Here is a 22042-nt window from a genome sequence, read left to right as displayed (position 1 = left end):
CCGGTCAGTATAGATTAGGCTCGGGTTGTGCGCCTAATCTATTTGAAAGTGATTATGCCTGACATTAGGGTGACTAATATGATCGTAAACCTGCCCTATTCCGCCCTGCGCGCCTTCGAGGCAGTTGTCCGGCATTCCGGCTTTTCCCCTGCTGCAGCTGAGCTGGGTGTCAGCCAAAGTGCGGTCAGTCAGCATGTGCGGGCGCTTGAGGAATGGCTTGGTCGCGATCTGCTGGTACGTGGTGCGCGGTCATCGCGCCCGACCCGCGAAGGAGAATTGCTGGCGCTGGCCATATCTGAAGGTTTGGGGCGCATTTCGGACGTTTGTACCCAGCTGAGGGACAAGACCCGCACCGACAGGACCATCGTGATTTCATGTCTGCCGGGTTTTGCGTTCAACTGGTTGTTTCCGCGCCTTTTGAACTTTGATCTTGCTCATCCGGACCTGTCGATTTCCATTGCCACGGATACCGGGCAATATCCGTTTTCAGGGGCGGATGCGGATATCGGCATCCGCTATGGTCTGGGTGATTATCCTGGCTATCAGGTCGATTTGCTGATGACCGAGCAGCTGTTTCCGGTCTGTGCTCCCTCTTTGATACCAAGCTTGCGCGGGGTCGAAGACTTGGCGCGACACACGATGCTGGTGGATGAGAACCTGCATCATGGGCCCGCTAGTCCCACGTGGGATTTTTGGGCGCGGCAATGCGGGCTGACACTACCGTGGCCCTTGCGAACACGGCGATTTGGGCAATCCAATCTGGTCGTTCAGGCGGCCATCGAGGGGCTTGGTGTCGCCTTAGGGCGGGAACCTCTGGTCATCGACACGTTATGCGATGGACGTTTGGTGCGACCAATTCCGGAGCTGACGCAGTCTCCGCTGTCTTATTGGCTGGTTCGACCCCATGAAACTAAGGACAGCCCGAAAGTCGGTGAGTTTCTGAACTGGATCCGTTCCGAGGTTGAGGCGCAGCCGGACATTCCGCCAGCTGCGGGTAAAGGGAATTAGCCTGACTTATACAAGTCATTACCATTCCAGCATGGCGCAAAATCGGCTAGCCGCCCATACTTGCACAAGCCATCTGACAATCTGGAGAGCATTCCAATGTATCTGAGAAACTGCTGGTATGTCGCCGCCTGGAGCAAGGATATCGGTCGCGAGCTGAAGGCCGAGACGTTTCTGGGCGAGAATATCGTGCTTTACCGGCAGGAGGATGGCAGGCCAGTCGCATTGGAGGATGCTTGCCCGCACCGCAAGCTGCCTCTGTCCAAGGGCAACCTGATCGGGGATGTCGTGGAATGTGGCTATCACGGGCTTAAATTTGACTGCACGGGCAAGTGCACGGACAGCCCGACGCAGCGCGGCATGACCCCGCGGCGGGCGGTGGTTAGATCATATCCGGTTGTGGATCGGTATCGGTTCCTTTGGATATGGATGGGCGATCCGGAACTGGCGGATCCTGACAAGATTTTCCCGATCGATAATTTCGACGATGACAGTTGGGGCAAGACCGACGGTGGGGTGATGGATATCGACTGCCATTACCTGTGGGTCTGCGATAACCTGCTTGATCCCAGCCATGTCGCCTGGGTGCATGTATCTTCTTTTGCGGGCGCCGGAACGGATGAAGAGCCGCTGAACGTCGAGCGGACCGACCGTGGCGTCGTCGTCTCGCGCTGGATCGCGAACAAACCGCCATCGCCTTATTACGCCAAACTGGTGGCATTTGACGGCGATTGCGACCGGCTACAGCATTATGAGATGTGCATGCCCGCGATCGGGCTGAACAAATCCATCTATACGCCGGTCGGGACCGGCGGGTATGACAAGCAACCCATTGCTGAAACGTTCATCAATATCTCCTATAATTTCATGACCCCAATCGATGAAGACCGCACCAGATACTTCTGGTTTCAGCACCGAAATTCCGACCCCGAAAATGCCGAAGTGTCCAAATTCATGAATGACGGCGCGCGCATGGCGTTTCTTGAGGACAAGGACGTTCTGGAAGAAGTCCACAAGGGTATGAAGTACGCCAAGACGCCCAATATCGATCTCGGGTTGGACGCGGGTGCCAAACTGTTCCGCAAAACGCTTGATCGCGCGATCGAAGCCGAAACCACTCCTGTGAGTACAACAGTTCCGGCTTGAGGCGCCGTCTGCGAAGGTTACACACGTAGTTTCAATTGATCGGGTTATTTGAAGTTGACCCCGCCCTGCCGACCGAATTTTTGGCAAGAAGGGCGGAGTTTACCACTTGCTTGTTATGACGCTCTGTAGATCACTGGAAACCGGCCCCCGGCGAAGGGCGCACCGGGGCGTAAGCTGTCGTCGTGCAGCCATTCGGTGACAGTATCGCGGGGCTCATAGGTTGCGCCGTCCACAGCGAAACGGATCGCATAGCCGCGCCTGCGCCGGGTTGAGGTGCGGTTGCCCATAGCTGAATGTACAATCATACCGTCAAATGCCAGCGCATCACCGGGTTTCATCTTCGGGTAGTGAAAGATGTCGTAGTCGGCGCGGTTCATCTCGAAATCGGGCATGTCAATATAGTCTGGGTTGTCCACTTCGAGATAGTGCAAAAAGCCCCCAAGCTGGTCCGTTCTGAAGGGCCGGTATTTGGCGCCCCAGGCATGCGAGCCCCTTACGAACTCCAACGCACCGTTGTCGGGGTCCACGGGGTCCAGCGCAATCCACATGGTCATGATCGGGCCTGAGACCGGCCAATAGGGTTGATCCGTATGCCAGCCGGTTTGTGTTTTTGTACCCGGTTCTTTGGCAAATATCTGGTCGTAGATCAGCGAGGTCCAGGGGCTGTTTGCTACCTCTGCCACACGCTGCCCAATATCAGAGTTCAGGCAATAGTCTTGAAACACGCCGGGATTTTCACGCATGTTTTTGTAAGCAAAGTAACGGTCACCTTTGGCAACTTCGTCATCGACGGCCTGGCGCAGCTTACTCAGCCAATCCTGCGACAGCACTTGTTTGAGCAGCACAACTCCGTCGCGCGCATAGGTATTCTGAACGGTTTTCAGGTCAGGTGTTTGTGTCATGTAACGTCCATTTCTGTCACCTCATTCACAGAGGCGGTTGCAGAGGGCAGGCGCGTTGCGCCCGGTTTTTCTGGCGTTACGAGGCGGGTGAACTGCGGCAGTTTATGATGAAGCAGGGCCAAAGCGACCGGGCCGACCATTTGCCGGCAAGACGTCGATGGAACTGTTCCACACGGAAGCTCATTGCGTCACCTTTCTCCGATACCTTAGCCGCAATTTCCGCATTGGAATAGAACCCATGTCGGGTTGTTTTGCATATCGATAAATTTATTGACTAAATGTGCATAGTGATAAATATTGTTACCATCATGCAAAATTATTCTGTTTTCTCGCTCGCCCGTAATGCGTTAACCGGGCACCGAAACTGGCCGCAGGTCTGGCGCAGCCCACCGTTGAAAGACCGCTATGATGTCGTGGTGATCGGGGCAGGGGGTCACGGGCTGGCAACTGCCTATTATCTGGCCAAGGAATTTGGCATCACCAATGTCGCCGTGCTGGAACGCGGCTGGCTGGGCGGCGGCAACATTGCGCGAAATACGGTGACCATTCGGTCGAACTACATGAGGGATGAATCGATCCCGTTCTATGTCAAATCCGTTGCCATGTACGAAGGGCTTACGGACGAGTTGAATTTCAACATGATGCATTCCAAACGAACCATGGTGGATGTGGTTCAAACCTGGCCCAAGCTGCGCGAGCTGCGTCGGCGACAGTTGGTGATGGACATCTACGGCTCGACCTACGAACAGATCACAACCGAGGAATTGCGCCGCCGCATTCCTGCATTGACTGGCGGCGGCCCAGATGCGCGGCTGCCTTTGATCTGCGGCATGGTTCATACGGATGCGGGTGTGAACCGGCATGATGCGGTGGCCTGGGGCTATGCCCGCGCGGCTGACGCGCGCGGGGTTGAGATTCATCAGCAAACAGCGGTGCAATCCCTGTTGCGCGAGGCTGATGGGTCCATCGAAGGGGTCGAGACCAACCGGGGTACCGTTCGGGCAAAGAAAGTGGTCGTGGCAGTCTCAGGACATACAACGACGCTGACCGAAACTGCGGGCCTTAAACTGCCGCTGCGGACGATGAACCTGACGGCCTTTGTGTCTGAGCCGGTCAAGCCGCTGGTTGATGTGATCGTGAATTGCCCGGACAGCGGGTTCTATTTCAGCCAGTCCGACAAAGGTGAGATGGTCATCGGCGGCGCGCCCGATATGGGTCAGAGCTTCCGTCGAGACATAAAGCAACATGTATTCGAGGATACCGTGACTGCCATGCTGTCGCTTTTTCCCAGTTTCAAGAAGCTCAAACTGATGCGGCAGTGGGGCGGGCATCTGGATATTGCCCATGATGCCTCACCCATCATGGATCAGACAGAAGTGCCGGGCCTGTTTGTCACCGCCGGATGGTGGGGCGGGTATAAGGCTATCCCGGCGGGCGGGCTGACGCTGGCGCATCTGGTGGCCAAAGGTGAACCGCACCCGCTGATGGCACCCTTCACACTGGGCAGGTTCCGGCATCTGGATTTCGTAATGGAAGCCGGAACCACCACTGCGCGATAGGAAAGGACAGGATCATGATGAAAATAACCTGCCCGTTCTGTGGCAAGCGCAATGAAAGCGAATTTATCCATGGTGGCCCGGTAGGGGCGGTCCGCCCCGATCCCAATGCCGTCAGCGATGAGGAATGGGTCGAGTATCTGACAGTGACGCCGAATCCACTGGGTCCGGTTCAGGAGAAATGGTGGCACGCACGGGGATGCGGTGAATGGTTCACCATCTGGCGTGATACACGGACCCATGACATTGTGGAGGCACCCGATGGCACAACGTAACCGCCGCGCCTCGGGCGGGCGCATCGACCGAAATCGCCCTTTGCATTTCACCTTCAATGGCAAACCATATGAAGGGTTTGAGGGCGATACGTTGGCCTCGGCCCTGCTGGCCAACGGTATTCGTGTCACCGCCCGCAGTTTTAAGTATCACCGCCCGCGCGGTATTATGGGGCACGGGGTCGAAGAACCTGCGACGCTGGTGGAATTGGACGGCGAGGATGCCTCGGGCAACCGTCCTGCGACCACGGTACCGCTTCGGGACGGGCTCAGCGCACGCTCGGTCAATTGCTGGCCGTCGCCCGAGTTCGATCTGGGCGGGATCAATCAGTTACTCGCGCGGTTTATCCCCGCAGGGTTTTATTACAAGACGTTCAAATGGCCGAACTGGCATCTGTTCGAACCTTCGATCCGCCGGGCTGCAGGGTTGGCGGCAGCACCCGAAAGCCCCCCGGCTTCGGGCCGTTTTGAGGCCCGAAACGCCCATACCGATGTGCTGATCGCGGGGGCGGGCCCAGCCGGGCTGCAAGCGGCGCTTGAGGCTGGTCGCGCCGGAAAACGCGTGTTTCTGGCCGATGAGGGTACCGAGGCGGGTGGTAGTTTGTTGAACCGCAACCTGTTTATCGGTGGGCGTTCAGCCTTGGACTGGGTCGCGGATGCGGTGGCTGAGCTGCGTGGGATGGAGAATGTCACCCATCTGCAGAATGCAACCGTCTGGGCTTATCGCGAGCACAATCTGATGATCGTGAACGAACGCGAACCCGAACTGGATGGAGTTTTGGAACGCAGCTGGCGCGTGCGAGCGGGGGAAGTTGTGATCGCAACCGGGGCCACCGAACGTGCCATGGTCTTTGGTGACAATGATCGACCCGGTGTCATGTTGGCCTCTTCGGTACAGGCCTATGTCAACCGCTGGGGCGTTAAGCCCGGGCAGCGTGTGGTGCTGTTTACAAACAACAACAGTGTTTATGCCGTGGCGGCCGATCTGGCAGCAGCCGGTATGCAAGTTGAGGCCATCCTCGACTGTCGCAAAACCGTTCCGCCTGAGGCTTTGAAGCTGGTGCCGGATATTCCGGTTCACGCCGCAACCGTTGCTGGTGACGTACGCGGGCGCAAAGGCGTGCGCGCTGTCAAAGCCGTTCCTGTGACCGGAGGGGCGGGTCGCTGGATCGACTGTGATGTGCTGGGTTGTTCCGGCGGTTGGAACCCGACCGTTCATCTTTGGTCGCAATCCCGCAGCACGTTGCGATTTGATGAGGATCTGGCAGCCTTCGTTCCTGACGAGGCGGTTCAGAATTGTCGCGCTGTGGGCGCAGCGGCTGGTGATCTGACGTTGGATAGGATTGTTGGTGGCGGCGAAGACCTGGCCTGCGCGATCGAACCTCTCTGGCGGGTCAACGTGCCGGGACAGCGCGGGAAGGCGTTTCTGGATGTGCAGAACGATGTCTCGGTCAGCGATGTTCATCTGGCCTTGCGCGAAGGCTATGACAATGTGGAACACGTCAAGCGCTACACGACCGGCGGCATGGGGATCGATCAGGGTAAGACCGGCAATATCAACATCATCGGCACTGTTGCGATGCAAAAGAGCGTGCCGCTGCAAGAGGTTGGAACAACCACTTTTAGATCCCCCTACACGCCTGTTTCGTTCGGTGCGATTGGCGGGTTACGGGAAGACTGGCGGCTATTCCCCTATCGACATACCCCTGTAACCCAATGGAATAAAGACAACGGCGCTGTGATGTATGAAGCCGGGGCGCGCTGGCGGCGTCCAGGCTATTTCCCGAAACCGGGTGAAGGCCTGCAAGAGGCGGTGAACCGCGAATGCCGCGCTGTTCGTGAAGGCGTCGGTGTCTATGACGGCTCGCCTCTTGGCACGTTTGAACTGAAGGGGCGGGACGTTCCGAAATTCCTGGATTTCATCTACTCCAACATTATGTCCACGCTGAAACCGGGTGATGGGCGCTATGGGTTGATGTTGTCTGAAGATGGCTTGATCCTGGACGATGGCGTGGCCTTCCGACTGGATGAACACCGCTGGCTGATTTCGACTTCGACCGGTCACGCGGATGCGGTGAACCAGCATATGGAAAAGCTGCTGCAAACCGAATTCCCCGACTGGCAGGTGCTGATCACCACTGTCACCAGCCAGTGGAATAACGCCACTATCTGTGGTCCCAAGGCGCGTGAAGTTTTGCAGGCGGTGGGCTCGGATATCGACCTTTCGCCCGAGGCGTTCCCCTTCATGTCTTTCCGTGAAGGCACTGTCGCCGGTTTCCCTGCGCGGGTGGTGCGGGTGAGTTTCACCGGTGAACTGTCTTATGAGGTCAACGTAGCCCCGCGCCACATGGCGGCCCTTTGGGACAGGGTGATGGAGGTTGGTGCGCCCTTTGGTATCCTGCCTGTGGGTTCGGAATCCAGCCATGTGCTGCGGGTCGAAAAAGGGTTCCTGTCGTTGGGGCATGAGGTCGACGGCACGGTGGATGCCTATGATCTGGGAATGGGTTGGGTGATGTCCAAAAAGAAGCCTGACTATCTGGGCAAACGCTCGGTCCAGCTGCGCAGGTCAGGCGGCGGTACGCGGCGCGAGCTGGTCGGAATTCTGGCGGATGATACCAACCGGCAAATCCCCGAAGGTGCACCACTGACGCCCGGAGGTCGGAAGGAAGCCACCGACGGGTTGGTCACTGCCTGTGTATGGAGCGTGATAAACAACCGCTGGGTTGGGCTGGCGTTGCTGGAAGATGGCCACGCGCGGCTGGGTGAAACCGCCCATGTCCGGCTAAAGGATGACGTGATCACGGTCACGGTTACGAAACCGGTCTTTCACGACCCCGAAGGTAAATTGCTGAGGTCCTGAGATGAGCTATGACGTCACAATTGAACGGTGTGGGTTGATGGCTCTGTTCGACCTCAAAGGCACGCCTGAAGCGGTATCGCAATGGGCTGCGGACGCTTTGCCGAGTTTGCCGATCCGCCCCAACTGCCGAACAGAAAAGGACGGCGTCGAAATGTTCTACATTGGTCGTAACCACTGGATCACCCGCGCCCCACTGGCACAGGAAGACGCGATGGAAGCCCGGCTGAAGCCCACGGACTGCCCGGCAGAAATCAGTATTGTTCGGGTCTCGGACACGATGACCTTCTTTCGCATAATCGGCCCAGATGCAGGTCAAGTAATGGCAATTGCTTGCCCGATGGACCTGCATGACAGCGTGTTCGGGACGGACGCGGTTTCCTATACCGAAGTATTTGGCCTCAAGGCTCTGGTGATGCGGTGTCAGGATGGTATTGAGTTCGCAGTCGAACAGAGTTTTGCGGATATGGTCGAAGACTATCTGATCCGCGCAACGGCTTGAGGGGAAGATCGGCATGGCTCGAACGCACATCCACAAGTACCAGACGCGCTATCACGCGAAAGCAACCTATTCCAAGGCGATCCGCGCCCGTGGTGACTTTGTTTTCATGCAGGGACAGGTCGGCACGCTGATGGATGGCACACTGGTTGGCGAAGGCGACCCGGGTGCGCAGGCAGATCAGGCCTGCCGCAACATCCAGCGCTGGATGGAAGAGGCCGGGGGAAGCTTGACCGACGTTTGCAAGTTGACAGTCTACGTTACCGATATTTCGTACCGTCCAGCCGTTTACGAGGCGATCAATCGCTGGTTCGAAGGTGTTCATCACTGTTCGACAGGCGTGGTTGTGCAGGGATTGGCCGATCCGTCGCTTTTGGTCGAGATCGACGCGATGGCTGTCATCGATGATGATGCTGACACCCCCGGCTGAAGGAGTCGGGTCTATCTGACATCGCATTGCGTAGAAACGCTTGTCATGACAGTGTCCGGTCGAGCCGGTCCGGTTTTGTCTGCGAATTGTTATGCTTTCGACACTCACCTCGATACTGCCGATCTTTTTGATCATTGCGCTGGGTTTGGCCCTGCGCAAAGGCGGCATTCCCAGTACGGATTTCTGGAACCTGAATGACAAGCTTGTCTATTGGGTTCTGATGCCATGCCTTCTGTTCAGCAAAATTTCCCTGTCGCCGTTGGACAAGTCGGCGCTGGGCCTTTACTCGGTTGCCATTCTGGGCGGGTTCGTTGTGGCGCTTCTGTTTGCGCTTCTTAGCGCCCGTTTGATGGGTTTTGCGCCGCCGCAGGCCACTTCGATCCTGCAAGGCAGCGCGCGACATAACTCATTCATCGGACTTGCGCTGGCTGCCAACTTGTATGGGCCAGCGGGGCTGGATATCGCGATTCTGGCGACCGCAATTCTCGTGCCCACTACCAATATTGTTATGGTGGTTCTGATGGTTGGTGCGCTCAAAGGCGACCGGACTAACAGTCTAGCCGTTGCAATCCTGCGAGAACTCGCACGCAATCCATACGTGATTTCGATCTTTCTGGCGGTTTGTGCCAACCAGTTGATCGGTGACAGGATAGCGGTCGTGCATGATGTGACGGATGTACTGGGTGCGGGCGCTTTGCCGATCACACTGCTGGCTGTCGGTGCCAATCTGAGAGTCCGGGCCATGGCTGCCAGTGCGCTGCCCTTAATTCTGGCATTCACGGGCAAGATGATTGTCTTCCCTCTTGCAGTATTGGTGATCGGACTGCTGGTGGGGTTGCCGCGGGAGGTTCTGCAGATTGCCGTTGTCTATTCGGTGGTGCCGACCGGTGCGTCTTCGTACACGCTGGCCAAGCACTTGGGTGGAGACGCGCCGCTGATGGCGGCCATTGTCACGTTGCAGACGTTGATAGCAGCCGTCAGCATTCCCGTATCACTTGCTTTGCTGTTGCCGATAATTCCTTAGGCGTTTATTGCGACAGGTGTTCATGGGCCCAGACCGCGATGTCCAGCAGGCGGGCGTCATCCCCCTTTCGACCGATCAATTGAATGCCCAGCGGCAGGCCATTCTGGTCGTTCCCGAATGGCAAAGCGATCGAGGGCACCTGCAACAGGTTCCACATCCGGGAAAAAAGCGGATCTCCGGTAGCACCCAAACCGGCAGGGGCTGATCCGGGGGCCGACGGGACCAACAGAGCGTCGACATCGCGGAACATCTGGTCCAGCATCGCGCCCGCCCGGTCGCGCAGGTCCAGCGCAGCTTGGTATTCTGCGTCGGTGACGGCCAGCCCCGCCGTGACAAGGTCATGAAATTGCGGGCTGATGGCGGGCATGCCGATAGCGTATTCTGCAGCGCGCTGCCGCGCGACCTCATAGCCCATGACGGTGATCTGAGCCTGTGTGAGTTCGGCAAAAACGGGTGGAAAGGCAATTTCTCCGGTCTCTGCCCCCGTTGCGGCAAGGGCAGCCAACGCACGCATGCAGGTGTCCCGCATCTCGACCGAACCGTCCCGCCAGTGCGGGCCGCGCATTAGGCTGATCCGAGGCAAAACCTCGTCGAACTCAACTGGCGGTGCCGGGTCAGTTTGGCACATTACCGCGTCGGTCAGCACAAAATCGCGGGGATCACGAGCCAACAGGCCAAGTGTATCCAGGCTTTGAGACAAGCCCATGACACCCGTCAGAACATACCGGCCGGTGGTTGGCTTGAACCCGCAGACCCCGCAATACGCTGCTGGTCGGATCAGCGAGGCTGCGGTTTGCGAACCAAATGCGAGCGGAGCCATGAAATCGGCCACAGCTGCGGCAGAGCCGGATGACGAGCCTCCCGGCGTATGCGCCGGATTCGTAGGATTGGCAGTTTTGCCGGGTTTGAAGTAGGCGAATTCGGTGGAGATGGTTTTTCCGATTGGGATCGCGCCCGCGTCCAAAAAAGTCTGAACGCAAGCTGCATTGCGGTCGGGGCGGCGCCCGGCATACAGGTCGCTACCCCATCCTGTCGGCATGTCATCGGTGTCGATGATATCCTTGATCACAAACGGCACGCCATGGAGCGGCCTACCAACGGGGAGAGTATCGGCGGCCTTTGCATGCTCCATGGCGCGGTCCGCATCGAGGGTTTGAAAAGCCCCGATGACGGGTTCACGGTTTGTGATCCGGTCCAAATGGGCCGCCATCACCTCGGAAGGCTTCACCTCACCTGCCCGGATCAATGTGGCAAGTTCATGGGCAGAATGATGGTTCAGCCCGGTCATGCCTCCAGCGCTTTCAACGCGTCGGCAAAAGGGGCGACTGGCATGTCGTAGATGCCACCGCCTAAGCGCCCGGCCTCGCCCAATCGGTCAAGAATGCCTAACCCGATCACAGGCCCCGAACCCTGTTCCACGGCACCACGCGCCGTGCTGCCCAGCCGAACATCCAAGGCCCGGAAATACGGATGCGCCCCGACTGACAGTCCAGACATACGCGCTTGTGCGTCGTCGGGCAGATAGGCACCCAGACCCTTCTTTTGTTCAGGACTCAGATCAATGGCCATTGCCCCCAGCCCGAATGCCTCGACCACGGCACTGTCCCCGACCGCTCCGAGGGCGCGGTCCTGCGGCAGATCCACTTCAAACGCTCCTTTGGGAGGGCTGGCCGGGATTGTGAACCAACGGCCCGGCAGGCCCGAGATCTGGATGCCTACTTCACGCCCATTACCGCCTGCAGCGGTGACGAAGCTTGACCCTTCAATACCCTCCGCCAGTTTCATCATGCATTTGGTCGCCGCCATCCAAAGGTTGAGAAACAGTGAGGGCGAGCTGTCCATAAAGGCCAACACGTCGTCATCCGTGATCCCGCTGGTGGTGCGATCCTTGAGTTCAGCAATCAACGCCTGTGCGGCCACGGGTGTGCGGCCATGGCAATCATCCCCGCCCATCAGGCCGATCACAGCCAGCGGGACCAGAGCGATCCCTTCGGCAATCCCTTTCTCCAGAACATCAAGAAACCGGGTGTTGAGCCAGCGAATGTGGTTGAGCACCGCCTCGGACCGCAGCCCTAAACGCATCGCTGGGCGGTTGCCTGCATTGATCGGCGCGTAAACACGTTGTTGGCCACGCCACGCGTCATAGACTGTGTGCAGCGGCATATCCGCCGAGACGACCGCGGCCAGAGGTGTCACGACATCATGGTCCTGCGCAGGTTTCAGGATGACCTCGCCTGCGTTGATCATCGCCTCGGCCTGATCGAAGTTCTGTGCCAGCCCTTGCCAGACGGCAGCGACACAGGCCGAGTTCAGGATCGGCGCGGTGATCTGATCAGGGCTGGCGAAGGCGGGACCGGCATGTAGCAGGACATTTTCATCCAACCTCAGCGCTTCGGACGCAGTATTGAACCGGTTCCAGACCGGTTGTGTCACCATGGCCTGGTCGAACGCCAGCTGATCAGCCGGATGCAGCATCAAGTATCCTCCGGCGGGATGATCCATGTTTCCGAGAAATAGAGGAAGGCAGTTGTCGTTTCATACCCGGCCTGCACCCGTGTGCCCAACTTGCCCGGCAATGCGTGACCATTAACGATGATCTGGGCCGAATGTGCGGGCACCAGTAGCGAGAACATGTTCTGCTCGCCAGAAGCGACCTCATGCGGAGACAGCTCCAGCGCGCGGGGTGGCTCGAGCCCCTCCCAGACCAGTTCGACCGTCAGGTTTTCCCCGGCGATGGTTTCGGTATAGCGATGGCTCATCGGATCGCCCGAGGAACGGACGACCTGCGCGCCTATTTCAGGCAGGGAGGCAAAAGCGGGAGCATTTGCGAAAGCCGCCAGTTTTCTAATGAAATTGGTCTTCAGAAAGGCGGTCAGATCGGGATTGTCGCTCAGGATTACATTCGGTGCCTCGGGCGGTCCGTCCACTTGATCCGGTGTTCCATACAGCAGCAGCACCTGACCCTGACCCACCGTAGACCACGCCACGCGAAAGAACAGCGCCATAGCGGTGAAATTGTTGTTGTCGTCTTTCAGCAGGATGCCGGGGTTCTCGCCTGTCCAGTCGACGGTTCCGGGGGTGATCGGTTCGTTCAACGGCATTACAGATCCTCCTGCGGGGTCACCCAGGTTTCGGAAAAGGCCAGAAAGGCGGTCGACATGGTGCGGCCAAAGAACTGGCGGCTTGCAACCTGACCGGGGAGCGGGGTGCCGTTGATGACGACCTGCGCCGTCTTGGCTTCAAGGAAAACCGAATACATCTCATGCTCTTTGGTTGCAGAGTTTTCCTTAGTGACCTCTACTGGCAAGGGTGGACCCATTTCCTGCCAGATCATCTCGACCGTGACGCCCGAGCCGCGCAGGGTCTCGGAATAGCGCGATCTCAAATCGCCTGGGCGTTTTTCGACGCTGTCACAGTCCAGCCAGGTCATCGCGTCGAGGCCTGCCTTTCCGATGAAGGTGGGCATCTTGGTGACCCAACCATCCACGATCCAGCGCATCATGCGTTGGTTGTCCGTCATGATCAGATTGGGTGCTTGCGGCCAACCCTGAGCTTGATCCGGCGCGCCCAGGATCAATGCGGCATTGCCCCGACCATAGGGCGACAAAACCACCCGGAAGAACAGCGCCAGAGTGTCATAGTGGTCCTGCGTCGAGTTCTGTTTCAGATAAATGCCGGGGTTTTCGCCGGACCAGTCGACCCGACCCGGATTATGTGGAACACGATTGGTCATGACCAGCTTGCCTCATACTTTTTCAGCGCATCGACGATGAACGTCTCACGTGCCTCGCCCTGCAAATGGTCGCCAGATTTGTAGATCTCAGCCACCTGATGCGAGATTTCCTTGAGCACAGCACCATCATCGCGGCCGTCCTGAAGCGGAATGCGCAGCATTGTGTCCCCGGCATAGGTCGGTATCACCTGACCAGCAAAGCCATCGGTCGGTTGCGGAGGGGATTGACCGTCTTTCAACGCGCGAATGGCGTTGCGCAGCAAGCGGCGTGCCTTGGCCACACCGCGATCCGTAAAGCTGAGGTTTTCGCGGGCATGGATGTTCCGCGGCCCCTGACTGACCCAGGCGTCATAGTCGCCGGGGTCCCGCTGGCGCATCTCGTAGGGTCGATCGGGATCCTGGCCATAAAAATCGGTCATCCCAAAACCCACTTTACTTTTGTCGGTCAGGCCCTTTGGATCGTCATTCGCCGACGCATCCCGGAAGTGGCGCCATGCAATGACCATCGTGTTGGTGTCGTCAATCGGGGTTATCCAACGCGACAGCCCGCAGCGCCCAAAATAGCGCGGCTCGTCTGGCACCGGGAAATGGCCGCCGTTTTGCGTGAACGACGGCAACATATGGTCATGTATGCGCACCCAGACGATATCCTCGACTCGTCGGACATTGGTGTAAAAATCGCCCGTTTGACTATCGTGAAACTCGATCATCGGCATTTCAGCAAAGGCGTCGATGAACTGGCTGCGTACGGCCAGTGTATGCAGGTAGACAACATGGAACGGGTCCCATGCGTTTTCCATCACCTGAAGCCAGTTGCACGGGGACTTGATGAGGTAAGGCACCAACTCGTCGCCTTCATCATCAAATGTGTCCATCACTGGGAATGGGGGTTGCTCCTCGGGGGGGCCCATAAATGCAAAGGCCAAACCCTTGTATTCGATCACGGGATAAGCCCCCAGACAGGCCTTTTTCTTAACCTGTGAGGCGGGCGGCTCACACGGGGTTTCCAGAATGGTGCCGTCCAAGCCGTATTTCCAACCGTGGTAAGAGCATCTGATTCCGCCTTCCTCAACGATGCCGAACTCCAGGCTCATGTTGCGGTGACAGCAATGCAGATGGGTCAGGCCCAGCTTGCCCTCTTTCTTTTCGCGGAACAGAACCAGATCTTCGCCCAGAATACGCAGGCGATATGGCAGGTCGCCAATCTGATCGGTCATTGCCACCGGCATCCAGAACCGGCGCAGGTATTCGCCGCACGGCGTGCCGGGGCCAACCTCGGTCAGTTCCGGGTCAGGTTGCTGTTGCCAGACTTTTTGTTGGTCGTGACCGCGGAAATTGCCCTTGGGGGCTGAGAAATGATCGTTCATGCTGTCCTCCGTGCGTATCGGTGGTCAGGGAAACGGATCGGGCACCGGCATGGTGCCGGTCCAGATCGATTTGACCTGACAGAAATCCCTTATGGCGTCCGGGCCCAATTCACGCCCATAGCCTGACAGTTTGATCCCACCAATCGGGCAGGCAGGGTCAACGCTGCGATAATGGTTGATGTAAACAGTGCCCGCCTCGATTGCCTCAGCTACCCGCGCGCCCTTGTCGGCATCGGTGGTCCAGACCCCTGCAGCCAGCCCGTAGTCGCTGTCATTGGCCAGCGCGATGGCTTCGTCTTCGGAGGTGAAAGAGGTGACGGCCAGAACCGGTCCGAACACTTCTTCACGCCAGAGCTGCGTGCCGGGGGTTACATCGTCGAATACCGTTGGTCCGATATAGAACCCATTTCGGCCTGCCGTTGTGGCGGTGCCGTCCAGTAAGCAAACCGCGCCGTCGGCTTTGGCGCGTTCGATCATTGCCGTAACCTTTCGCAGATGCGGTTCATTGGCCAGCGGTGCGACCTGAGTACCCGGGTCCATCGGATCCCCCATCTGCAATTTGCGGGCGCGATCGATCAAGCGGGATAACAGCCTGTCCTTCAGCCCGGCCTCAATGATCAGCCGCGATCCGGCGACGCAGGTCTGGCCATTTGACAGGAAGATGCCGGACAGAATTCCGTTGACCGCATTCTCCGTCTCACAATCGGCAAACACCACTTGCGGAGATTTTCCGCCCAGTTCCAACACCGCCGGGATTACGCCGGCCGAGGCAGCCTCGGCCACTTTTCGTCCGCCAAGGTCCGAACCGGTAAAGGTGACCTTGCGTGTTAGAGGATGGCGAACCAGTGCTTCGCCGACCTCGTGACCCAGTCCGGTGACGACGTTGAGTACTCCGGGCGGTAATCCTGCCTCATGTGCCAGCCGGGCGAATTCCAAGGTTGAGGCCGAAGCCATTTCCGAGGGCTTCACAACAACCGTATTGCCAGCTGCCAGTGCCGGGGCCAGCTTCCATGCAAGGATCATCAGCGGGGAATTCCAGGGCGTGATCGCGACCACGACGCCATAGGGCCCAAAGTGGCCCACGCTATGCACACCGGGTATGGAATTGGCCTGAGGTTCGGGCTGCAGCTTGCGTGCTTCTGTCGCAAAGAATCGAAACCAGCTGTGCAACCCGGCAAACTGCCCGCGCACCTCGGTAATGCGTTTACCGTTGTCGCGGATTTCGGGTGTGACAAGGTCGTCCCACCTGGCTTCCAACGTGTCTGCTAAACGATCGAGCATATCCGCCCGTTCTGTCGGCCCAGCTTTGGCCCATGGCCCGCTGCGGAAGGCCTGGTCGGCGTCCCGGATGGCTATGTCGGCGGTCTGCGTGTCGCCGCGGGCGATCATGCTCCACACCTGACCGGTGGCAGGGTCGATACTGGGCAGGGTTTCACCATCCCAATCGACAAAGGCACCGGAAATGAACGGGGAATAGGTTTTCATTCAACGTTCCCCGGACACCGGTTGAGCCACCAATGCCAACAGATCGCCACGGCGCACCATGCCCCGATTGCCATGAGCCAGAACGTGCCCGGCTGTGGGGAAGGTAAGTTCGACGGCCGAGCGTTCCGGTTCGGCGGGGAAATGCAGCGTGCCTGCCAGATTGCCTCTTTTAACCTGTTGTCCTGCGGTGCAGCATCGGTCGAACAGCCCATCTGCGGGTGCATGGACCGAATGCAACGGATCGGCGATTTCGACACATTGCGTCGGAACTGGGTTCGGAGCACCGCCGGGCAGGATACCTAGATGCTTCAGACAGCGTTTGAGCCCGGCTTCGGCTAGGTCCGCGGCATGGGGATCGACACCACCCCCGCCGCTGAGTTCAGCTGCGATCACCGGGACCCCAACCCGCGCGGCCGCGGCATTCACACTTCGGTTGTCGTTATGTGCGCCCAGCACCCAGATCAGAGGCAACCCGAAAGCGCGGGCCAGTTCCATATTGGAAGCGGTTAGGTCCGCGTCATCCCCCCGCGCCGCCAAGGCGCAGGGCTCGAATACAGATGCCTTGCCACCCGAGTGCAGGTCAATGGCGGCATCTACGCGCGGCAGCAGTACAGTTTCAACAAAATGCGCCAGCATCGCTGTAGGGCCGCCATTCGCGGTGCCAGGAAAAGCCCGGTTCAGGTTTTGCCCATCCAATGGCGACACCCGCGATGAGGCGAGAAACGCGGGGGCGTTCAAGGCCGGGATCAGGATCACCTGTCCGGTCAGGTCAGATGGGTTCAGCTGTGCCGCAAGCCGCAGGATCGCGGCAGGTCCTTCGAATTCGTCACCATGAGTGCCGCCCAAAATCAGAACAGAAGGTCCGGGTTTGCCACGTAAGCTGATGATCGGGACCGGGTGGTATCCCAGCGGTACAGCATTGTCGGACCATTTCAGCATCAGATCACCGGACTGTCGACCTGGCGCGTCCAGATCGATGGTCAGGTGAAGCCTGCTGGGTTGGGGCGAAAACGTATCGGTCATCCGGGTTCTTTTGCTGAGTCACAGTCTTCATATCATAATTTTTTTGAAAGTGAATTGCTTAATATGCGATGCTATGTGATATATAGTGAAAATTGCCATTACCGCCGTCTGGTGGTGCCGGAGGAGTTGGATGGGCATTACCCTCGCAAAATCAGGAATAGGCAGGATCAAGCCTCATATGGTTGGTGGAGCATCTGCTGACGGTCCACCGCCTGCGATTCTTTTGAACTCGAATGAAAGCGTGTTTGGTCCCAGCCCGTCTGCCCGCGCTGCCGCTTGTGCGGCAATCAGCAATGTCGAGCGCTATTTGGAAAACCCTGACGATATCTTGGCCCCGGCGATTGCCGCGCAAAACGGGTTGGATGCGGCACGGATCACCACAGGACAGGGATCGGACGATCTGTTGGCCCGTCTGGCACGCGCCTATCTAGGGCAGGGTACCGAGCTGATCCGTAGCGCCAATGGCTATCTCAAAGTGCCTAACTATGCTTTTGCCAACGATGCCGAGGTGGTGGCGGTCGCGGATGACGCATTCAAACCTTCGGTCGACCGGATGATCGATGCGTTGACCGAACGAACCCGGATCGTCTACCTCGCCAACCCCGAGAACCCGGCAGGCACCTATCTGAACGGCGCAGAGCTGCGCCGCCTGCATGCCGCGTTGCCGGAAAACGTCCTGCTGATCATCGACGCTGCCTATGAGGAATATGTCGATGCGGCAGATTATGAGCCCGCACATAAGCTGGTTGAGGCTGCAAATAACGTGGTCATGTGTCGGACGTTTTCCAAGATATTCGGGCTGGCTGGGGCGCGTGTTGGTTGGATGTACGGGTCCAACGATGTGGTGGACAATGTGCGTCGGATCGGCCTGACCTTCCCGGTGGCGTCCTCTTCGGTCGCAGCAGCTGTTGCGGCGCTGGAAGACACGGCACATACCCGTTTCGTGCGAGAGACCAATTTGAACAGCCGGGCCTGGCTTAGCGCCGCGCTAACGGAGATGGGTCTGCATGTTGTCCCAAGTCAGGCCAACTTCGTGCTGGTTCATTTTCCGAACCCCGGGAAGTCTGCCGAAGCGGCTGATCTTTTTCTACGGGGACGGGGAATTGCTGTGCGCCGGTTCGCCTCACCCGCCTATCGTGATTATGTTCGCATCACCATCGGTCACAGGCATGAACTGCAAGCGGCACGGGATGGGCTCGCCGCATTTCTGGACGGAGGTGCGTGATGGTTGCGTCCCCTCTACCGACCGAATGTACGCCGCAGGTCAGGCATCCGTCCGGTGCGGCTATCATCGCTGCTATCAAGGCGGCGGGTGTCGGCGAAATCGTTGCATTGCCGGACATCGTTACCAGTGACGGGATGCTCTGGCCGATCTCGCGAGATCCCGAATTTCGCCTGACCCGGATCTGCAAGGAGGATGAGGGCGTCAGCATCTGCGGGGCGATGTCCTATAACGGCACGCGCGCAATCCTGATGATGCAGCAAACGGGGCTGATGGATTCATTGAATGCGATCCGGGCCATTGGCGTCGATTATGAACTGCCGGTCGTTATGATGGTTGGCCTGCAGGGTAAGGAGCCACATATTCACCCGGACCAATCTGCCTCTTACGGGGTGCGGATTGTTCGGCCGGTGTTGGATGCGATGGAACTGTCACATTCCCTGATCGAATGGCCGGGGGACGAGGCGCATATCCCGCAGGCGATTGAAGCGGCTTATGCAACTTCGAGACCCCATATTTTCCTGATCGGCCGAGCACCGGAGGCATCATGACCATGCACCGCGACGCAGCGCTTAAGGCCCTGATCCCTCATGTCCGCGAGGACGATATTGTTGTTGCCGTGTATCAGAGCTGTTTCGACTGGCTTGCCCTGAACCCGCGCGACCTGAATTATGTTGCCGTTGGGGCGATGGGGCAGGCGTCGTCCCATGGTCTGGGTCTGGCGCTGGCCAATCCTGACCGGCGGGTCATTATTCTGGATGGCGATGGCAGCCTACTGATGAATCTTGGGACATTGGTGACCATTGCCAATGCGGGAGTGACGAACCTCTATCATTTCCTGTCGGCAAACCGGGTCTATGAGGTGAACGGGTCGCATCCCCTGCCTGGCGCGGATAGGGTTGATTTCGCCGCCATGGCCTGGGCTGCCGGTTATGCCAGTGTGCAGCGCTTTACCGAGCTGGATCAGTTTTCAGCTGCGGTACCTCAGGTTCTGTCATCCACCGGCCCGCAATTCGTCTCGATGGATCTGACGGCAGGTGCCCCTTACCCTCGGGACTACGCCTATATCCACAGCGCGCAGGCGCGGGCCAGTTTTCGCGAGGCGCTTAACCGTCGCTGACCTGCGATTGCACGATCTTCAAAAAGGACTGTCCCACGGCGGACAGGGGCTTGTTCTTGGACCAGAACAGGACTGCGCGAAACGTGATAGGCGCCGCAAAAGGCAGCGCGACACAATCGGGAATGGTTTTGAGATAATCCAGACTTGCTCCGACAACCGAAACTCCTAGACCGCGCGCGACCAGACGGCACACCGCGTCGGTGGTGCGGGTCTCATACTGCATCTGACGTGAGATGCCTTTGGCCTCAAAAAACTGGTCAATCTCAAACCGGAAACGTGAGGACGGCATGTATGAGATAAAGTTCTTACCCGCCAGGTCCTGCGCCTGAACTATGGTTTTCTCTGCCAGAGGATGGCCGGTTGGAACGACGCAACAGACGTCGCTGTTCCGGATAACCAGGCTGTCAAAGGACGGGTTGGCGGGTTGGGTGGTCGTGATCCCGAAATCGTAATTCTGCGAAACCATCCATTCGACGGCGTCATCGCTGGGCGCGATTTCCATTCGGGCCATGGCTTTTGGCCAAGTAGCAGAAAACACCTGAAGCAGATCCGGAGCTAGCTGAGAGGACACCCCCGGCGTGATCACCAGGTTAAGTCGCGCGTGACCGAACTTCCCAATTGCATTGGCGGATTCCTTTATGTGCTCCATGCCGCTGACGGCCTGCCGAACCTCTTCCACCAGCAAGCGTGCCTCATCCGTGGGAACCAGGACCCGGCCAGAACGCTGAAATAGCTGAAAACCAACTTCGGCCTCGAAATCCGAGATCAAGCGGCTGACTGCGGGTTGTGAGATTCCCAGCATCGCCGCCGCTTCGGTTACAGTTCCGGTGGAGACGACGGTTCGAAATGCATCAACCTGTTTGAAGGTAATTTTCATGGGGGCTCAGTGCTTGATTGGGATATGCGGACGGATTATTCATAGTTTCACATAATACAAGAATATGAAACGGGTCCGATAGGTTATACCGTCTGAGAGCGCCAAATCACGGTCTGAATTTACTGCGGGCGAGTTGATACAGTGATGAACTCGATCTCATCCGACACGATCTTGCAAAACCCGTGACGCAGCTTGGCATCGAAGCTTAGGGTATCGCCAGTTGCCATAACAAAGTCCTCGGTGCCACACCTGTATATTGCGTCGCCCTTTATCATATAAAGAAAAACACAGCCTTCGTGCTGGTACCTGGGCAACGTCCCAGATTGGTCCTTTGAAATGGTGATGCGGGCAGATTGAAACAGACCTCCCGGCCCGCCATGTTTACCAAGCAAAAGGTAGTTATGCACGTGGCCCTGCGTAATACGCCGGGACATGAGACCTTCGCCCGCTTTGACATGATGTACGTCGGCCGAAACTTCGGTGTCGGCAAACAAGGCCATCAGAGGAACATCCATTGCGTCCGCCAAAGCCTGCAGCGTGCCAAGAGACGGAGAGACGCTACCGTTCTCAATACGGCTGATCATCGAGGCCGAGACCTGCGATGTTGTAGCCAGCTCAGAGAGGATCAGATTGCGTTCCTGCCGCAGCCTTTGCAAGGTTTGCCCGACGTCACGCTCGATATCTCTTTGTTTGATCACGATTTTCAGTGCCGATACTGCTGTTGTTGCTTAGAAGATTGTTTGTTTTAGTTGTGTCCATTTTTAGCATTCGGTCAATTGGTCTTTGTCAGGTTATTGAAGGCCGCCCAGCAGGATGGCGATACACCATTCTGAAATTACCCAACTTGTCCCGCAGAGTGTTAACATCGCGTGTCCCGTCACCGAAGATAATCGACCGGAAACAAGATCAAGGTATGTACGGGGAAGGGTATTGTCGCAAATATCTGGGGCTCTCTGTTTGAATTGAAACCTTTGCGATTTCAGCTACCCGAGTTTCCCCTTGGGAGTGAGTGTGATGGCTTTATTCAAAGGTGCGCACATTCCAAAGGATGTTACTTTACACACGGTCTTCTTCTATCTCGGTTACGGCGTGTCATACCGGGATCTTGATGAAATCATAGCCGAGCGATGCGTGGACCTGAGTAACGCTACGCTGAACCGCTGGGTCAGCCGATGTAACGGTCTTGTGGCAGCGGCTGTCCGATACCGGATATGTGCAACAAAACCCATTCGGCGTCTGGAAGGCTGCCACCCGGACGGCTTGAAACCCGAATACCAAGATTACTCTTTCGACACGCCGTTAATGTGACAACGCTTGGAGTTCTCATGAATTGTTACAGCCTGGGATTTTGTTCAGTTGCACATACTTTTGGCGAGCATCGGATTTCCAATCATTGAGCCTGCCTATCCGGTTACCTTCTGACACCGTTTACACAAAAAATCGGTTCGGACCTGCGTGAAATCCAAGCGTTTATCTAATTTCTGGATCTCAGGGAGAACCCCTTTTAGGGGTGTGATTGGGGGC

21 protein-coding genes and 1 pseudogene are annotated in these 22042 nt (G+C 57.7%); 12 read left to right on the top strand and 10 right to left on the bottom strand.

Annotation, left to right across the window (positions count from 1 at the left end):
* Positions 1 to 78: 78 nt before the first annotated feature.
* Together AC2FIS_RS20850 and AC2FIS_RS20845 are read left to right on the top strand one after the other, a co-directional pair.
* Positions 79 to 1008, top strand: coding sequence for a LysR substrate-binding domain-containing protein (locus AC2FIS_RS20850; RefSeq protein ID WP_496775218.1), 930 nt, complete (start codon positions 79 to 81; stop codon positions 1006 to 1008).
* Between the two features lie 96 nt (positions 1009 to 1104).
* Positions 1105 to 2151, top strand: coding sequence for an aromatic ring-hydroxylating dioxygenase subunit alpha (locus AC2FIS_RS20845; RefSeq protein ID WP_496775217.1), 1047 nt, complete (start codon positions 1105 to 1107; stop codon positions 2149 to 2151).
* A gap of 113 nt (positions 2152 to 2264) precedes the next feature.
* Here AC2FIS_RS20845 and AC2FIS_RS20840 read toward each other — a convergent pair whose 3' ends face one another.
* Positions 2265 to 3053, bottom strand: a complete 789-nt coding sequence (locus AC2FIS_RS20840) for a phytanoyl-CoA dioxygenase family protein (RefSeq protein WP_496775216.1) — start codon at positions 3051 to 3053, stop codon at positions 2265 to 2267.
* A 308-nt stretch (positions 3054 to 3361) separates the two neighbouring features.
* Between AC2FIS_RS20840 and AC2FIS_RS20835 the strand changes: the two genes are divergently transcribed.
* The 6 genes from AC2FIS_RS20835 to AC2FIS_RS20810 all read left to right on the top strand — a co-directional run bounded on the left by AC2FIS_RS20835 (position 3362) and on the right by AC2FIS_RS20810 (position 9691).
* Positions 3362 to 4612, top strand: a complete 1251-nt coding sequence (locus AC2FIS_RS20835) for an FAD-dependent oxidoreductase (protein ID WP_496775215.1) — start codon at positions 3362 to 3364, stop codon at positions 4610 to 4612.
* Between the two features lie 14 nt (positions 4613 to 4626).
* Positions 4627 to 4884: a sarcosine oxidase subunit delta gene (locus AC2FIS_RS20830; protein ID WP_496724632.1), complete on the top strand. Its 258-nt coding sequence runs from the start codon at positions 4627 to 4629 to the stop codon at positions 4882 to 4884.
* Positions 4871 to 7741, top strand: a complete 2871-nt coding sequence (locus tag AC2FIS_RS20825) for a 2Fe-2S iron-sulfur cluster-binding protein (RefSeq protein WP_496775214.1) — start codon at positions 4871 to 4873, stop codon at positions 7739 to 7741. Before AC2FIS_RS20830 ends, AC2FIS_RS20825 begins: the two co-directional genes overlap by 14 nt.
* 1 nt (position 7742) lies before the next feature.
* Positions 7743 to 8240, top strand: a complete 498-nt coding sequence (locus tag AC2FIS_RS20820; protein WP_496775213.1) for a sarcosine oxidase subunit gamma — start codon at positions 7743 to 7745, stop codon at positions 8238 to 8240.
* A gap of 13 nt (positions 8241 to 8253) precedes the next feature.
* A complete protein-coding gene (locus tag AC2FIS_RS20815; RefSeq protein ID WP_496756741.1) occupies positions 8254 to 8667 on the top strand; it encodes a RidA family protein in 414 nt (137 codons plus the stop codon).
* Between the two features lie 91 nt (positions 8668 to 8758).
* Entirely contained in the window at positions 8759 to 9691 is a 933-nt protein-coding gene (locus AC2FIS_RS20810; RefSeq protein ID WP_496775212.1) for an AEC family transporter, read from the top strand.
* A 4-nt stretch (positions 9692 to 9695) separates the two neighbouring features.
* On the opposite strand, the gene AC2FIS_RS20805 is transcribed toward AC2FIS_RS20810, so the two are convergent.
* The 7 genes from AC2FIS_RS20805 to AC2FIS_RS20775 are packed head-to-tail and all read right to left on the bottom strand — an operon-like array spanning position 9696 to position 17299.
* Positions 9696 to 10979 carry an amidase gene (locus AC2FIS_RS20805; protein ID WP_496775211.1) on the bottom strand — a complete coding sequence of 428 codons (1284 nt, stop codon included), beginning with the start codon at positions 10977 to 10979 and terminating at the stop codon, positions 9696 to 9698.
* Positions 10976 to 12166, bottom strand: coding sequence for a YlbE family protein (locus tag AC2FIS_RS20800; RefSeq protein WP_496775210.1), 1191 nt, complete (start codon positions 12164 to 12166; stop codon positions 10976 to 10978). The genes AC2FIS_RS20805 and AC2FIS_RS20800 overlap by 4 nt, the downstream gene beginning before the upstream one ends.
* Positions 12166 to 12792: a hypothetical protein gene (locus AC2FIS_RS20795; RefSeq protein WP_496775209.1), complete on the bottom strand. Its 627-nt coding sequence runs from the start codon at positions 12790 to 12792 to the stop codon at positions 12166 to 12168. Before AC2FIS_RS20795 ends, AC2FIS_RS20800 begins: the two co-directional genes overlap by 1 nt.
* Positions 12792 to 13424 (bottom strand): hypothetical protein, encoded by a 633-nt coding sequence (locus AC2FIS_RS20790; RefSeq protein ID WP_496775208.1) that lies wholly within the window; start codon positions 13422 to 13424, stop codon positions 12792 to 12794. Before AC2FIS_RS20790 ends, AC2FIS_RS20795 begins: the two co-directional genes overlap by 1 nt.
* Positions 13421 to 14791, bottom strand: a complete 1371-nt coding sequence (locus AC2FIS_RS20785) for a Rieske 2Fe-2S domain-containing protein (protein ID WP_496775207.1) — start codon at positions 14789 to 14791, stop codon at positions 13421 to 13423. Before AC2FIS_RS20785 ends, AC2FIS_RS20790 begins: the two co-directional genes overlap by 4 nt.
* 24 nt (positions 14792 to 14815) lie before the next feature.
* Positions 14816 to 16276 (bottom strand): aldehyde dehydrogenase, encoded by a 1461-nt coding sequence (locus tag AC2FIS_RS20780; protein WP_496775206.1) that lies wholly within the window; start codon positions 16274 to 16276, stop codon positions 14816 to 14818.
* The gene (locus AC2FIS_RS20775) at positions 16277 to 17299 is read right to left on the bottom strand and encodes a succinylglutamate desuccinylase/aspartoacylase family protein (protein WP_496775205.1); all 1023 of its coding nucleotides are present in this window, start codon (positions 17297 to 17299) and stop codon (positions 16277 to 16279) included.
* A gap of 130 nt (positions 17300 to 17429) precedes the next feature.
* Between AC2FIS_RS20775 and AC2FIS_RS20770 the strand changes: the two genes are divergently transcribed.
* From AC2FIS_RS20770 to AC2FIS_RS20760, 3 genes are read left to right on the top strand one after another with little or no spacing between them, the layout of a single operon-like run.
* On the top strand, positions 17430 to 18524 hold the full coding sequence (locus AC2FIS_RS20770; protein ID WP_496775204.1) for a pyridoxal phosphate-dependent aminotransferase: 1095 nt from the start codon (positions 17430 to 17432) through the stop codon (positions 18522 to 18524).
* Positions 18524 to 19072: a decarboxylase gene (locus AC2FIS_RS20765; RefSeq protein ID WP_496775203.1), complete on the top strand. Its 549-nt coding sequence runs from the start codon at positions 18524 to 18526 to the stop codon at positions 19070 to 19072. Before AC2FIS_RS20770 ends, AC2FIS_RS20765 begins: the two co-directional genes overlap by 1 nt.
* Positions 19069 to 19641, top strand: a complete 573-nt coding sequence (locus tag AC2FIS_RS20760; protein ID WP_496775202.1) for a thiamine pyrophosphate-dependent enzyme — start codon at positions 19069 to 19071, stop codon at positions 19639 to 19641. Before AC2FIS_RS20765 ends, AC2FIS_RS20760 begins: the two co-directional genes overlap by 4 nt.
* On the opposite strand, the gene AC2FIS_RS20755 is transcribed toward AC2FIS_RS20760, so the two are convergent.
* Together AC2FIS_RS20755 and AC2FIS_RS20750 are read right to left on the bottom strand one after the other, a co-directional pair.
* Positions 19628 to 20518, bottom strand: coding sequence for a LysR substrate-binding domain-containing protein (locus AC2FIS_RS20755; protein WP_496775201.1), 891 nt, complete (start codon positions 20516 to 20518; stop codon positions 19628 to 19630). The two genes, AC2FIS_RS20760 and AC2FIS_RS20755, sit on opposite strands and share 14 nt — an antisense overlap.
* A gap of 119 nt (positions 20519 to 20637) precedes the next feature.
* Complete coding sequence (locus AC2FIS_RS20750; protein WP_496775200.1) at positions 20638 to 21216, bottom strand: helix-turn-helix domain-containing protein; 579 nt, start codon at positions 21214 to 21216, stop codon at positions 20638 to 20640.
* 313 nt (positions 21217 to 21529) lie between these two features.
* On the opposite strand from AC2FIS_RS20750, the pseudogene AC2FIS_RS20745 reads away from it, so the two are divergent.
* Positions 21530 to 21727: pseudogene (locus AC2FIS_RS20745) on the top strand (IS6 family transposase); the annotation flags it as partial.
* Positions 21728 to 22042: the final 315 nt, after the last annotated feature.

The sequence above is a fragment of the Ruegeria sp. CDSB113 genome (assembly GCF_059611045.1).
The sequence above is the reverse complement of the archived record's forward strand: the minus strand, read 5'-3'. Positions and strand labels throughout refer to the sequence as shown.

Bases quoted from the DNA above. Each gene is read 5' to 3' on its own strand.
- AC2FIS_RS20850 (WP_496775218.1), top strand. From the start codon at position 79: ATGATCGTAAACCTGCCCTATTCCGCCCTGCGCGCCTTCGAGGCAGTT.
- AC2FIS_RS20845 (WP_496775217.1), top strand. From the start codon at position 1,105: ATGTATCTGAGAAACTGCTGGTATGTCGCCGCCTGGAGCAAGGATATC.
- AC2FIS_RS20840 (WP_496775216.1), bottom strand. From the start codon at position 3,053: ATGACACAAACACCTGACCTGAAAACCGTTCAGAATACCTATGCGCGC.
- AC2FIS_RS20835 (WP_496775215.1), top strand. From the start codon at position 3,362: ATGCAAAATTATTCTGTTTTCTCGCTCGCCCGTAATGCGTTAACCGGG.
- AC2FIS_RS20830 (WP_496724632.1), top strand. From the start codon at position 4,627: ATGATGAAAATAACCTGCCCGTTCTGTGGCAAGCGCAATGAAAGCGAA.
- AC2FIS_RS20825 (WP_496775214.1), top strand. From the start codon at position 4,871: ATGGCACAACGTAACCGCCGCGCCTCGGGCGGGCGCATCGACCGAAAT.
- AC2FIS_RS20820 (WP_496775213.1), top strand. From the start codon at position 7,743: ATGAGCTATGACGTCACAATTGAACGGTGTGGGTTGATGGCTCTGTTC.
- AC2FIS_RS20815 (WP_496756741.1), top strand. From the start codon at position 8,254: ATGGCTCGAACGCACATCCACAAGTACCAGACGCGCTATCACGCGAAA.
- AC2FIS_RS20810 (WP_496775212.1), top strand. From the start codon at position 8,759: ATGCTTTCGACACTCACCTCGATACTGCCGATCTTTTTGATCATTGCG.
- AC2FIS_RS20805 (WP_496775211.1), bottom strand. From the start codon at position 10,979: ATGACCGGGCTGAACCATCATTCTGCCCATGAACTTGCCACATTGATC.
- AC2FIS_RS20800 (WP_496775210.1), bottom strand. From the start codon at position 12,166: ATGCTGCATCCGGCTGATCAGCTGGCGTTCGACCAGGCCATGGTGACA.
- AC2FIS_RS20795 (WP_496775209.1), bottom strand. From the start codon at position 12,792: ATGCCGTTGAACGAACCGATCACCCCCGGAACCGTCGACTGGACAGGC.
- AC2FIS_RS20790 (WP_496775208.1), bottom strand. From the start codon at position 13,424: ATGACCAATCGTGTTCCACATAATCCGGGTCGGGTCGACTGGTCCGGC.
- AC2FIS_RS20785 (WP_496775207.1), bottom strand. From the start codon at position 14,791: ATGAACGATCATTTCTCAGCCCCCAAGGGCAATTTCCGCGGTCACGAC.
- AC2FIS_RS20780 (WP_496775206.1), bottom strand. From the start codon at position 16,276: ATGAAAACCTATTCCCCGTTCATTTCCGGTGCCTTTGTCGATTGGGAT.
- AC2FIS_RS20775 (WP_496775205.1), bottom strand. From the start codon at position 17,299: ATGACCGATACGTTTTCGCCCCAACCCAGCAGGCTTCACCTGACCATC.
- AC2FIS_RS20770 (WP_496775204.1), top strand. From the start codon at position 17,430: ATGGGCATTACCCTCGCAAAATCAGGAATAGGCAGGATCAAGCCTCAT.
- AC2FIS_RS20765 (WP_496775203.1), top strand. From the start codon at position 18,524: ATGGTTGCGTCCCCTCTACCGACCGAATGTACGCCGCAGGTCAGGCAT.
- AC2FIS_RS20760 (WP_496775202.1), top strand. From the start codon at position 19,069: ATGACCATGCACCGCGACGCAGCGCTTAAGGCCCTGATCCCTCATGTC.
- AC2FIS_RS20755 (WP_496775201.1), bottom strand. From the start codon at position 20,518: ATGAAAATTACCTTCAAACAGGTTGATGCATTTCGAACCGTCGTCTCC.